Genomic DNA, 14,601 nt, shown 5'->3' with positions numbered 1-14,601 from the left:
ACGATGATTACTAATTATTACGTGGTCTGAGTTTTTGTTTAGGTTTAAACTCTTGACTTATGTGATTTATATTTTTTAACGCATGACTCATTGTATGATCTTATGGCAGCTTGAATCAAGTGCGATTCAAGTTTATCCAGTATTTTACACTTTGTTTCTTGATCTGCAATTTCAATTTTATCATTACGAATAATCATAATATTATCAACTATCTTGTCAAGCGTAGGTAAGTCTTCTCTTATTAACCTTCTTATATACTTATAGGTAGATAGTTTATTGCAAACCATGTAGCTATTAATGATTTTTCGCATTACAGTTCCCTTTATACTATTGCCCTTTCCAGCTTTATCAATCATTTCTATAGAAATTTTATCTACTAATACGTTTAATAAATGATCGTTAGTAACTTTTTTCTGTACATAACTAAATACTGATTTAGATTTTAGTAGAGATGAATTGTCAACATACATATTATCAAAACGTGTGAATTGTTTCTCCAAAAATTTATCTAGGGGTATTAATTTAATCGCATTTGCAATCATTTCAGGTACATTCATGATGTTTCTAGTTAACAGTTTTTCTAGATCACTACGAAATAAAATTTTTCTTCTACTTCTTATTATAATCGTTTTAAATTCTTTTATTTCCAACCGTACAGAATTTTGTATCATGTCGTTTAACTTAGAGTCACTGATATTTTTAATTCCAGTTACAGTTTTAGTGCAAAATTTACGCAATTTATCAAAAAATTCTTCATTTGATATATATGATAATCTATATTCATCCATAGTCATGTTGCAAACAGGTTTTATTCTCTCTTCAATTTTTTTAAAAAATGGTTGCAATATCTTGGAAATATAATTTTTTATGCGATAATAAGTTATAGAAAGGTCAACATTAATTTCCTCTTTTTTGATTGAATATCTTTTAACTGTGGAATAGTTCTTAATTTTATCTACGAAAGAATTTTCAAAATCTCCTTTGTCAATATCAGCCAGTGACAAAGCTTCTTCATATATAATAGAAGAAGATATAAGATCAGGGTTCCACTTTGAACTTTTATGCGGAATGAGAACTGGTTTTGCTAATGACGCTGATTCTATATTATCAGAAGTATTAATTAGAGTAGTGGAATTTTTTTCACAATCATTCATCAATATGTTGTCACTAATATGTTTATATGGTACGAGTTTTTTATGAAATTTGAATGGAATATTGTACATATCTAATAATAGGTATTTAGAAAGTAATTTTGCTGTGGATTCTCCTGGAAAAAATATTTTTCCTTCGTGTAATATTGGGGACAGTATTACTTGATTTAATAGCTTTGTATGTAAATTATTAAGTAAATCTAAATTAGCAATGGGATCGTTGTTAGGAAGTTTGTTGTAATTAAATAATAATAGCGCATTTCTTATTAAGGATTTTTGTGCATATACGCTGTGTATATCTAAAAATAAACCGTTCACTGTCTCACTTTGATTAAATTTTTTAAGTTCATGAATAATATTATTTGGTAAATTAGATATCGTTTCTGTGATTAATGATTTTATTTCTGGGTAAAGTTTAGTTTTCTTCTGACTAATTTTTAAAGATTTATTTGAATCACAGATGTAATTTTGAATAATTATTGAAAAATAATAATCAGGAATTACATTTATGCTTTCTACAATTTCTTCACATTTTTTGTTCAGTTTCTCGAAAAAAGATTTATTTGATATGCAATTATTTTTTATGCTTGATAATGACATTCCAGGAGTTATCAATGTATCTGTGGTGGTAATAATGTTACTAATGTAAGGAGAGACTTTATCCAAAACATATCGACAAACATTCGAATAAGTTCTAGAAAGGTTAATGGATGATTCTATGATACCTTTAGATGCAATATAACTACCTATTTTCTTTAATAGACTATTCCTAAATGTCTTGTTGTTATCAATATTTATTTTTTTGATGGCGGTCTCATATATGGTTGTAAGATCTGCAGTAAATAAATTTATTTTATAATAATATCTCATATTAAGTTCCTTTGTTATTATGTGTTGTTTTGATTGATGAGTATTTTTTATAAGCGATGTTGTTTTTACTTGTGCATGTTCACAATCATTTCTAGTTTTTTCCCTTTTAGGGTCCATTGATTCCGATGGCAACTCAATGTTACAACTTGATCCTTGAGATTTGTGTATACTTTCATCGCACAGATTAAGACTTTTATGGACTACGGATGGTATGCCATACATATCTGACAATATGTATTTGGATAGTTTTTCTACCGTAGATTCATTTGGCAAAAAAACTCCGTCATGAAATATGCAAGACACTCTTACCAGATTTCCTATTTTTGCAAGAAAATCATTTAGTAAATTTAAATTATCATGAAATCTTCCACTAAATTTGTTTTCATTATTGGGTAATGATTTTAAATTTTTTATCAATAATTTTGATATTAGTACTCCATGAATTTTTGAAAACAAAGCATTCACAATATTTCTTTGATTGATATTTTTAATTGCATAAATAATATTGTTGGGTAAATTAGATATTGTGTCTATAATCAGCTCCTTTAATTCCTGGAGAAATTTATTCTTTTGGGGATAAAACTTAACCCGGGTATTAGCTGAATTTAAATGATTACTAATATTGAAAATAATACGACATTGAAACACATGTGATAAACAGTCACTTGGAGTTGCCCTTGTATCTTCTGCAATTTGATTGCAATTGTCTCTTAGTTTTTTAAAAAAATATTTATTTGATATGAAAGTTAATCTTAAATCTGAAATAGACATTCCAGGAGTTATTAATACATCTGAATCAATCAGATCATCATTAAGTAATGAGGAGAGTTTGTCCAAGGTATATCTTCTTATGTTTGAATAAGTTGCAGAAAGGTCTATAGATGATTCTAATAAATTTCTTCTTTTAAGGTCTTTGGCCATTTTTTCTAATACATATTTCTTAAATAACCCATTACTATCAATATCTATTTGTTTAATAGCATCTCTATAGAGTGTTCTTGGGTAATATTTTGTATTACATAAACTGCTACGAGCATATGATTTTAATCCTATATCTTTTTTAATAGAATTTTCGTTGCTGATAGGGTAGGTTTGTGCTGTTTGTTCAATATGTTCCATACTAGAATCTTTTATTGCTTGTTCTGTAAAATCTGGTGATGCTGATGCGTGTGTTTTTTCATCATCCGTCAGTATTTTAATGTCTATTCTTTTAGGATGTGGTTCTGTTGATAGTTGTTCGTCTTCAATAAGTGTATGTTTTGCAGCATAAAGCGAATCTGGTTTATTATTATCAAACCTATTAGTTTTAGATAATAAGTTATATCCGCCTAATTTAAATATATCAAGAGGCAATAACTTTTCCTGGTAATAATTATCTTGGCATAGGTCATCCTGAGTATGTATACTTAAAAAGCGGCAAGATTGCTCATGTTTTGGTAGAATAGTCGAGCTCAAGTAACAACCTTGGTTATTACTCATATGTTTGTCTTCATAAGCTGCATTATCATCAGCATTGTCATAAATTTCATTATTTTTAATATTTTTATTTTCATCTATATTGTTGACAATAGAGCTATCTGTAGAAAAATGTGCGTTCATGTAATAACTAAATCTAAATGGTAACCAGCAACATGTTAGCATGAATTGTACATCGATCTTAATTTTAGTGTAAATATTTTGTATGAATTTATGCTAGTTTCAATTATATATGATATGGTTATTGATAATAGTATTTATGTTGTTTGTTTTTTTGTTTTATCTTATTTAATGTTTTTGTTTTCATTAATAGCCTTTACAGTAAGATAAAAGATTTATAGATAACGATACATTCATTAATATAATTTTTTATTTCTTATTCTGGATTTGTATATTTCAATGCATAAATCGTTGTATGATTTTACAGTTTTTGCAATTAAGTCTGATCTAATGCCACCAAATATTTCGTCTCTTGTCTTTTTATCTGCAATTTCAATTTTATTGTTATTGACAACTATGATATGGTCACTTAGACCTGCTTTAGGTATACATAATTCTTCTCCTACTAATTTTCTTATGTAATTGTATGTGGATAGTTTACCGCAAATTATGTTATTGTTTACGATCTTGCGTACCACGTGTCCTTTTATGATACTTTTCCCCCCCATTTTGTTAATCATTTTTAGGGAAATTTTATCAGCTAATTCTATTAACAAGTGGTCATTAATCACTTTTTCTTGTACAAAATTAAATGCTGATTTTAGTCTCAGTAAAGATTTATTGTAAATATAGATGTTATGAAAATGAGAAAAGTATCCTTCTATGATTTTAGAGTCTGGTATTAGTTTAATTGCACTTACAATTATTTCCGATGCATTTGAAATATTTCTAATTAGTAAATTCTCTATTTGTTCACGAAATGAAATCTTTATTTTTTTATTAATTTTTACAACCTTTACTGCTTCTGCTTCTGTTTCTGTTTCTAAATATACGTTACGCTGCATCAGATCTATTAACATAGTATCACTGCAATTTTTGATGCTATTGATTACCTCAAAGCAAAATTTGTGCAATTTATCAAAGAATTCTTCATTTGATATATGGGCTAATCTTAATTCTTCTATCGTCATGCCAGGAAGAGGTTCTATTTTTTTTTCAATTTTTTTCACAAAATCGTAAAGTGTTTCCGAAATATAATTTTTGACATGACTATGCGTTGTAGAAAGGTCTATATTAACTTTTTCTTTTTTATTAAAATATTCTTTCATTAACGGATAGCGCTTTAAATTATCCATGAAAGATTCATCAAAATCTCCTTTGTTGATATCAATAGTTGAAGCAGCTAGTTCGTATATATTTAAAGATGGTGCAAAAACTGAGTTACGTTTTGATTTTTGACATAGTATGAGTTCTGTATTTGTTACATCTGGTTCTTTTTTAGCCGATTCATTGGTTACTGAGTTATTTGTATAATTGCTTTCTAGCCTAATATTATCAACTGACTCTTGAAATGCCGATACATTTTGAACAGACAATTTAAATTTTTTATGAAAGTTGGTTGATAATCCACACATGTCTGACAACAAGTATCTAGATAACTGTTTCGACGTGGATTCATCTGGCAAAAAAACCCCTTCATGAAATATACAATATGTTCTTACTATATTAACTATTTTATCAAGTAATTCATTGAACTGGTTTAAATTATCAGCAAATTTTATGTTTATAAATATATTTTTATTGGAATTAAAGAACAAGATTAAATTTTTTATCAATGATTTTGATACCAGTACGCCATGAATTTTTGAAAATAAAGAATTTACAATATTGTTTTGATCTAATTTTTCAATTTCACAGATAATACTGTTTGGTAAATTAGATATGGTATTTAATATTAATTCTTTTAATTTTGGGATAAGTTCGTCTTTTTTATGATACAACTTAATCTTATTGTTGGTTGGGTCCAATAAATTATCCACATGTACAATAACACAAGATTGAAATATGTGTGACAAGAAATTTTCTGGAGCTAATTTTATATTTTCTGTAATTTTTTCACAGCACTCTTGTAGTTTTCTAAAGAAATTATTATTTGATATGCAACTTGATCTTAAGTCAGAAATAGACATTCCAGGAGTTATCGTTATATCTAAACCCGCGATATCTTCATTAATCATCGAAGATACTCTATCCAAGGCGTATTTACGTATATTAGAATAGGTTGCGGAAATGTCAACAGATTTTACCAAATATTTTTTCTTAATATTGTTACTCATCTTCTCTAGTACGCTGTTCCTTAATAACCCATTAGGATCAATATCTATTTTTTTAATGACATCTAGATATACCATCATTGAGTTGCTTTTTTTATGCCACAAAGTGCTGCGAGTATATGAATTTAGGACTATATTTTTTTTAATTACATTTTTGTTGTCCATGTATTGATCGAAGCATAACATTCTGGAGGTTGGTGATTTTGATAGCGATTTGTCTTCAATGAAGGTACGTTTTATAGCACTAGATGTCGACGTTTCTTCAGTTCCAGAACTGTAAGTTCTAAACGATAAATTAGATTCATCTGGTTTAGTCAATTTAAATATATCGGGAGTTAATAATTTTTCTTGATAATTATCATCTTGATATAGTTCTTCATGAGTGCCAAAGTTTAATAAATGTTGGGATAAATAATCCTTGGATACAAAGCTTTTATTACTATCTGGATATTGATTTTTACAAGAGATATGATTGGTAACTATTTCTACCAGCTTACTTTTAACATTGTTCTTTTCACCAATAACTGATGTACTAAAACCATTGCTTGAACAGCGAGTATACATATACAATAAAACCCAAGGTATGATTCACTTCGAGAAATTATACATTGATCTTAATTACTATGGAAATAAATTTTTTGAAATTATGTTTCTGATGGCGGTTATTACATATAACCATGTAGTATAAATTTGAACTACTATTTTTTAGTTTCCATTTTTGATTTGTACAATTTGTATTTTTTAACGCATAATTTGTTATATGATTTTATGGATTCTTCAATTAGGCTTGATCTAATTCTATCAAATATATGATCTCTTATTTTTTGATCTGCAATTTCAATTTTATTTTTATTTATAATCATAATAGGATCACTTAGCTTATCTTTAAGCGTAGGAAACTCTTCTTTTAATAATCTTCTTATATAGCCGTAAGTAGACAATTTTCCACAAACTATGTGGCTATTGATGATCTTGGGTATTCTATTTCTTTTTCCGGATTTATCAATAATATCCAAGGAAATTTTATCTGCCAATTCTCTTAACAAACGGTCGTTAATTATTTTTTCTTGCAGGCAATCAAATATTGATTTAACTTTCAGCAAAGATTCATTATCAAGATACATGTCGCAAAAATTAGAAAAATATTCCTCCACAATTTTATATTGAGGAATTAATTTAATTGCATCAATAATTAGAATTGATGCATTTGAAATATTACTGATTAACATATTAGCTATACAGTCATGAAATTCAATTCTTCTTTTTTTTCTCATTTCTATTTGTAATGTTTTTGTTTCTAAATGAATGCGGCATTGAATTAGATCGATCAATGTGGTATCTCTACAATTTTTAATGCGACTAATTAGTTTGGTGCAAAATCCACGCAATCTGCTAAAGAATTTCTTGTTTGACGTGTATGTACGTCTTAGTTCATCTATAGTCATACCATGAAATGGTTTGATTTTTTCTTTTATTTCTCCTTCAATGCCTTTTAGGAAAGGTTGAAACATTTCCAAAATGTAATTTTTGACATTATCATATGTTGTAGAAAGATCAATATTAATTTTTCCTTTATTTCTAAGGCATTTGTTAGATAGATGCTTTTTTTTGACCTTATTAATGACATAATTTTCAAAATTTCCTCTGTCAATATCAATCATTGACAGAGCTAGTTTATATATATTTAAAGACGATATACGATCATTGCTCCATTGGTATTTTTGTCGAGGCATGAGTATTGATTTTTCTAATAATGGTAATTTAATACTATCAGAAATATTAATCGCTACATTTTTTTTATAATTACTATCTAATATTTTGTCCTTGATATTCTTCTGTAGTAGAATTTTTTTATGTAATTTTAATGGAATCTCATACATATCTGATAATAAATATTTAGATAGTGATTTTGCTGTAGATTCTCCTAAGAAAAATATTTTTTCTTCGTGTAATACAGGGGATTTTATTACTATGCTTAGTAGTTTTGTGAGTAAATTGTTAAGAAAATTTAAATTGACAATATTATTATTGCGAAGTTTGTTATAACTAAAGAATAATCTTATATCTTTTTCTAAAGATTTAGTGAGGTGTACGCCATGTATATTAGAAAATAAACTATTTATAACCTCACTTCGCTTGAATTTTTTAAGTTCATTAATAATAGCAGTGGGTAAATTGGATATTGTTTCAGTAATTAATGACTTTGCTTCTGAGCAAAGTTTGTTTTTTTTATAATCGATTCTAATGCGATTAATTGAATTAAAATAAATGTAGTTTTGAATAATACTCAAAAAATTACTCTCAGGAATTAAGTGTATGTCTTTTACAATTTTCTCACATTTTTTATGTAGTTTTTCAAAGAAAACATTATTTGATATTGAGCTGTTTTTTATGTCAGATAGAGACATTCCAGGAGTGATCAATATATCTGCATTGATTACATTATCACTAACGTATGGACGAACTTTTTCTAAAACATATTTGCGAACATTTGAATAAGTTACGGAAAGGTCAAGAGATGATTTTGTAAAACCCTCGCTTGTAATGTAAGTTCCTAATTCTTCTAATACACTATTCTTAAACTGGAAATTATTATCTACGACAACTTTTTTAATGGCATATTCGTATATGTTTGGTGTGATCTTTGTAGAAATTAAGTTAGTTCTATGATACTTCTTTAGTTTAATTTCTTTTGTCATTGTGCTGTATTCTGATTGATCAACATTTTCTGTAACCGATTTTTTATTTCCTATATCCTTTGAGTTTGATGATGTATTACCTATTTCTATTGTTAAATCTAATTCTGATGTTTGTAGTTCTTTTTTTGACGCTGTGTTAGTTGCTACAGATTTTTTACAATTGTCATTTAATCTAATGTCATCGATTGGTTCTTTATGTTTTGATGTGTTTTTATTGAGTACTTTATTAATCTTGGGAGATAAACCACACATATCTGACAACAGGTAATTAGATAGTTCTTCTGCTGTGGGTTCATTTGGCAAAAAAACTCCTTCATGAAATACACAAGATTTTCTTACTAAATATCTTATTTTATCTAGCAAGTCATGAAATAAATTTAAATTATCATCAAATATTGCGTTTACAAATTTGTGTTTATTAGAATTAAATAACAAGTTTAAACTTTTTATTGATGATTTTGATATTAGTACCCCATGAACATCCGAAAATAAAGCACTTACAATATTGTTTTGATCTAGCCTTTCAATTTCGTAAATAATACTATTTGGCAAATCGGATACTGTATCTATGATTAATTTCTCTAATTTGGGGATAATTTCATCTCTCTTGAGAGAAAATCTGATCCTAGTATTGGTAGAACTTGAAGGATCACTCTGATTGAAGATAATATTGCGTTGAAACAGATGTGAATAATCATTTGGGGTTGCTCTTATATTTTCTATAATTTTTTCACAATATTCTCGTAATTTTTTAAAAAACATATTATTTGATATGCAACTTGATCTTAAATCTGAGATAGACATTCCAGGGGTTATCTGTATATCTGAGTCAACTGTATCCTCATCAAACAATGGAGATATCTTATCCAGGGCATATTTGCGTATGTTTGAATAAGTTTTATAAAGGTCAAACGTTGACTTTAATAAATCTCTCTTTTTAAGGGATTTACTAATTTTTTTTAATACACTTTCCTTAAATGATTCGTTATTATCAATATTTATTTTTTTAATGGCATTTCTATATATCACTTTCGAACTAGTTTTTTTATGCCATGAATCTATACGACGATAAAAGTTTAGCTTTATATTTTTTTTAATTTCATTTTCGTTAATCGTTATTTGTTTAGACTCTATTCTTTTTAGGTTTTGTGATATTGATAGTAATTTACTTTCAGTAGATGTATGTTTCTCAGTATTAGACGTTGGGTCAAAACCGTCAATTGATGATGGTATATTAACTTTATCAAATTTATTAAGTGTAAGTACACCAGAAGTCGGTAATTTTTCTTCATAATTTTTTGAGGTTGAGGCACTTGTTGTCTGTTCTGTAGAAGTTAAGGATGATTCATTGCAAGTTTGTTCTGCATATATGCTTTGTCCAACATCGCAACGATATAATTTTATACGTAGTTCTTTTTTCTTAATTATCGGCTTTCCCATTGTTATGCCATTATCGGGAGAATTTTGTACTGTTTGTCCAGTGTTTTCTAAGTTTGGTATTGCTATTATTTTTTTTGTAAAAGATATATTTTTTTCTCTGTCTATTCTTTGATTGATGTTTGATCTTTTGGAGCTTGATTCTATTGAAAGGGGCTCATCTTTAATTAGTTTATTTTTTACGGTGCTAGATATGGATGATAAATCAGATTCATCTGATTTAGTAAATTTAAATATATCGGGAGGAAGTAATTCTTCTTCATAATTTCTTGAAATATTTGTTATGTTTTCTGTAGAAGCTAAATTTGATGTATCACAAGCTTGTTCTTCATACGTGCCATTTCTAGTATTGCAACGACACAATTTTATACGTAGCTCTCTTTTAATTATCGGCCGTTCTAATATTTTACAGTAAGTTGTATTTGGGGCTGTTATTATTTTTCCCGCAAAACCTGGTGATGATATATGAGTTTTTTCGTTTTCTGTGCTTTGTTTAAGTTTTAATCTTTTGGTGCTTGGTTCTGTTAAGAGTGGTTCATCTTCAATGAATTGACGTTTTACGGCACTAGATGCATATATTTGATCAGGATTAAAACTGTAATTATTAGATGGTAACTTATATGTGCCCAATTTATTTAATTTAAATATATCAAGTGGTGATAATTTTTCTTCTTCATTGTAGTTTTGGTACGATTCTTCATGGGTCCAAAAATTTAAAGAACGCTGAGATAACTCATTTTTTGGTATAGTGCCAGAGCAATTATAAAATACTTTATTGTTAATTTCACTTTTATCTTTATAGGGTCCATGACCATCACTTATATCATAAATTTCATCTTTAATATTTTCGTCAATGTTGTTTGTGGTAAGATTATTGCTTGAATGATGTAGATACATAAAATAATAAAGCACAGTCTATCTTGAAATATTACTCATTGTACACCAATATTTATTTTAGTGTGCAATAAATATTTCTAGATTGTGTGGCCTATTAAAAATAACAAACATAACATATTCATTGCTAATAGTTATATAACATAAAGTTATATAACATAAATTTTTATTTAAAAATATAAAATTATTATAGTCATAATTTTTTATTTTCCATTTTTGATTTGTGTGCTTTGCATCTTTCAAGACATAATTTTTTGTATGATTTTATGGTAGTTTTAATCATGTTTGATCCAAGTTTATCAAATATTTCATCCCTTATTTTTTGATCTGCTATTTCAATCTTATCATTACGCATAATCATAATAGTATTTCTTAGCTCACCTTTAAGAGAAGGTAGGTCTTCCCTTACTAGTTTTCTTATGTAATTGTGTATAGATGTTTTTTTACAAATGATATGATTATTAATAATCGTATTTATGTTCTTTGTTTTTTTTATTTTGTTAATTATATTTAGGGAAACTTTATCTACTGATTCACTCAATAGAGGGTCTTTAATTACTTTTTCTTGTACGGTATTAAATACTGATTTAGCTTTTAGTAGCGATGCATTGTCAACATATATATCGTGTAAATTAGAAAACCATTCATCTACAAATTTAGAATTGGGTATTAGCTTAATTGTACCCAGAATTATTTCTGGGGCATTTGAGATGTTTCTAATAAGTAGATTTGTTATATCCTTTCTAAGTGCAATTCTCGTTTTTTTATCGATTCTTATCGCTTTGTCTGTTTCCTTTTCTAAACATACATGGTATTGAATCATATCAGTTAATGTGTTGTCATAAGAACTTCTGATGCTATTTATTACTTCGTTGCAAAACTTACGAAATTTATCAAAAAATTTTTCATTTAATATATAAGCTAATCTTAATTCACCTACAGTCATGCCAGGAGTAGGTCTTACCTTTTCTTTTGTTTCTTTATCTATTTCTTTTAAGAAAGGTTTAAATATTTTAGAGATATGGTTTTTAATTCTAGAATAAGTCGTGGAGAGATCAATATTGATTTTTTCTTTTTTGCTAATGTATTCCTTAATTAAAGAATAGTGATTGACTTTATCTATGAAATAATCCTCAAAATTTCCTTTGTCAATATTAATCATTGATATAGCTAATTCATATATATTTAATGATGGTATAAGATCATAATTCCATTTAGATTTTTTTTGTGGTACGAGTATTGTATTTTTTGATAAAGATGATTCTATTTTGTTTCTAATATTAGTTACAGAATTTTTTTTATAGTTGCTCTCTAATATACTATCATTGATATGTTTCTGATGTTTAAGTTTTGTGCGCAATTTAAATGGAATGTAATACATATCTAATAATAAGTATTTAGATAATAGTTTTGCCGTAGATTCTCCTGGAAAAAATATTTTTCCTTCGTGTAGTATAGTAGATCTTTTTACTTGACAGAATAATTTTGTGAGCAAATTATTAATTAATTCTAAATTATCAATGTGATCGTTATTGGGGAGTTTATTAGAATTAAATAATAACTGTATATTTCTTATTAAGGATTTGCTCAAATATACACCATGTATATTTGCAAATAGTCCATTAACTATCTCACTTTGCTTAAGTTTTTTAAGCTCATGAATAATTTTATTAGGCAAGTTAGATATTGTTTCTATAATTAGTAATTTTACTTCTTGGCATAATTTATTTTTCTTATGTGTAATTACTAAGCGCTCAGTAGAACCAAAATTAATTATACTTTGAATAATGCTTAGGAAGTAATTATTAGGAATTGGGTGTATATTTTTTACAATTTCTTCACATTTTTTATGTAATTTATCGAAGAAAACTATATTCGATATATATTTATATCTTATGTCTAACAATGATATACCTGGAGTTATTAATACATCTGTAGTGATCATAATATCATTTATGTGAGGTGAAATCTTATCCAAAATATATTTGCTTACATTTGAGTAAGTTTGAGAAAGATTAAGAGGTAATTTTGTGAAACCTCTACTTATAATATAAGTACCTAGTTCGTCTAATGCACGATTCTTAAATTGGTAATCATTATCTATGTCAATTTTTTTAATGGCATCTTCATATATGTTTGATCTAATATCCATGGAGAATAAGTTGATTCTGCGGTATGAGTTTAAGTTGAATTCTTTTATTACATGTTCATAATTATCATTGGTTTCTATTTTTTTCATTTTTATATTTATTAATCTAGATGATATAAGATATTCTTTTGGGATTTGCAGTTCTTCTCTATCAGTTGTATTAATTGCGATACTTTTTGTATGATTGCTCTTTAAGTAAATAAAATCACTTGATTCTTGATGTTTAAGTATATTTTGAGCAGATAATTTAATTTTTTTATGAAACTTTGATGATATGCCATATATATCTGACAATAGGTATTTGGATAGTTGTTCTACCGTAGATTCACCTGGCAGAAAAACTACTTCATGAAATATGCAAGATGTTCTCACTAAATTTCCTATTTTATCAAGTAAGTCATTTAGTGAATTTAAATTATTATCAAATTTAATATTTACAAATTTATTTTTATTGAGGTTAAAAAATGAGTTTAAATTTTTAATCGACGATTTTGAAATTAGTGCGCCATGAACATCTGAAAATAGGGCATTAACGATATTGCTCTGGTCTAAATTTTCAATTTCATAAATAATACTTCTGGGTAAATTAGATATTGTATCTACAATCAATTCCTTCAATTTTGGGAGAAATTTGTCTTTTCGTGGAGAGAATCTGATTTTAGTATTAGTTGAATCTAAACTATTTTTTTGATTAAAAGCAATATGACGTTGAAATATACATGATAAAAAATTATCTGGAGTTGATAGTATATTTTCTGTAATTTTTTTACAATACTCTCGTGTTTTTTTTAAAAAAATTTTATTTGATATGCAACTATTTCTTAAGTCTGAAACAGACATGCCAGGAGTTATTAATATATCTACATCAAGTAGATCCTCGTTAAGTAATAGGGAAAGCTTTTCCAGAGTATATTTACGTACATTAGAATAAGTTGGAGAAAGGTCAATAGAATATTTTAATAAATCTACCCCCCTTTTTTTTATAGCTCGAGCCATTTTTTCTAATACATAATTCTCAAATGATTTGTTACTGTCAATGTTTATTTTTTTAATGGCATATCTATATACTATTATTGAGTCAGTTTTCGTATGCCATAAACTGCTGCGGGTATATGAGTTTAGGCTTATATTTTTTTTAATCTCATTTTCATTACCTATTCTTTGCTTAAGGTCTATTATTTTTGGGCTTAGTGCGATTGATAGTGGTCCGTGTTCTATGAACTTGCGTTTTATGGGACAAGATATTGATGACTGCTCTGTATCAGAACTTTTGGAAATAGATAATAAACTAGGTTCATCTGATTTAGTTACTTTAAATATATCAGGAGGTAACAATCTTTCTTGATAATTATCATCTTGGCATATATCGTTATAGATATGAAAACCTAGATAACAACCTGCTAATACATCTTTTGGGATAATGTCCACACGATAATCAACTTTTTGATTTTTAATTATGTATTGGTCTTGATAATATGTATGGGTAATATCGTCTTCATTCTCCGCTTTAATGGTTTTATTTTCATCAATAACCTTCACAGTAAAATTGTTTCTTGAATGATATGTACACATGTAGCAAAACCTAAAGAATAATTTATTTAACATTAATATCGATTGTACACAGATATGAATTTTAGTAGAAATAAATTATT

The 14,601-nt window shown here is 27.2% G+C and carries 4 protein-coding genes; all 4 read right to left on the bottom strand.

Going from position 1 to position 14,601, the window contains the following annotated elements; all coding sequences use genetic code 11:
* Nucleotides 1-44: 44 nt before the first annotated feature.
* The 4 genes from Arg41_RS07110 to Arg41_RS07095 all read right to left on the bottom strand — a co-directional run bounded on the left by Arg41_RS07110 (nucleotide 45) and on the right by Arg41_RS07095 (nucleotide 14,521).
* Nucleotides 45-3,620: a hypothetical protein gene (locus Arg41_RS07110; RefSeq protein ID WP_092343574.1), complete on the bottom strand. Its 3,576-nt coding sequence runs from the start codon at nucleotides 3,618-3,620 to the stop codon at nucleotides 45-47.
* Nucleotides 3,621-3,853: 233 nt separating this feature from the next.
* Nucleotides 3,854-6,334, bottom strand: a complete 2,481-nt coding sequence (locus tag Arg41_RS07105; protein WP_092343573.1) for a hypothetical protein — start codon at nucleotides 6,332-6,334, stop codon at nucleotides 3,854-3,856.
* Nucleotides 6,335-6,468: 134 nt separating this feature from the next.
* On the bottom strand, nucleotides 6,469-10,803 hold the full coding sequence (locus Arg41_RS07100) for a hypothetical protein (RefSeq protein WP_092343572.1): 4,335 nt from the start codon (nucleotides 10,801-10,803) through the stop codon (nucleotides 6,469-6,471).
* A 190-nt stretch (nucleotides 10,804-10,993) separates the two neighbouring features.
* On the bottom strand, nucleotides 10,994-14,521 hold the full coding sequence (locus Arg41_RS07095) for a hypothetical protein (protein WP_092490661.1): 3,528 nt from the start codon (nucleotides 14,519-14,521) through the stop codon (nucleotides 10,994-10,996).
* Nucleotides 14,522-14,601: the final 80 nt, after the last annotated feature.

It is taken from the genome of Candidatus Ichthyocystis hellenicum (assembly GCF_001460935.1).
GTDB lineage: Bacteria > Pseudomonadota > Gammaproteobacteria > Burkholderiales > 2013Ark19i > Ichthyocystis > Ichthyocystis hellenicum.
The sequence above is the reverse complement of the archived record's forward strand: the minus strand, read 5'-3'. Positions and strand labels throughout refer to the sequence as shown.

Excerpts from the sequence above, each read along its gene's own strand:
- Arg41_RS07110 (WP_092343574.1), bottom strand. The coding sequence starts at position 3,620 with ATGAACGCACATTTTTCTACAGATAGCTCTATTGTCAACAATATAGAT.
- Arg41_RS07105 (WP_092343573.1), bottom strand. The coding sequence starts at position 6,334 with ATGTATACTCGCTGTTCAAGCAATGGTTTTAGTACATCAGTTATTGGT.
- Arg41_RS07100 (WP_092343572.1), bottom strand. The coding sequence starts at position 10,803 with ATGTATCTACATCATTCAAGCAATAATCTTACCACAAACAACATTGAC.
- Arg41_RS07095 (WP_092490661.1), bottom strand. The coding sequence starts at position 14,521 with ATGTGTACATATCATTCAAGAAACAATTTTACTGTGAAGGTTATTGAT.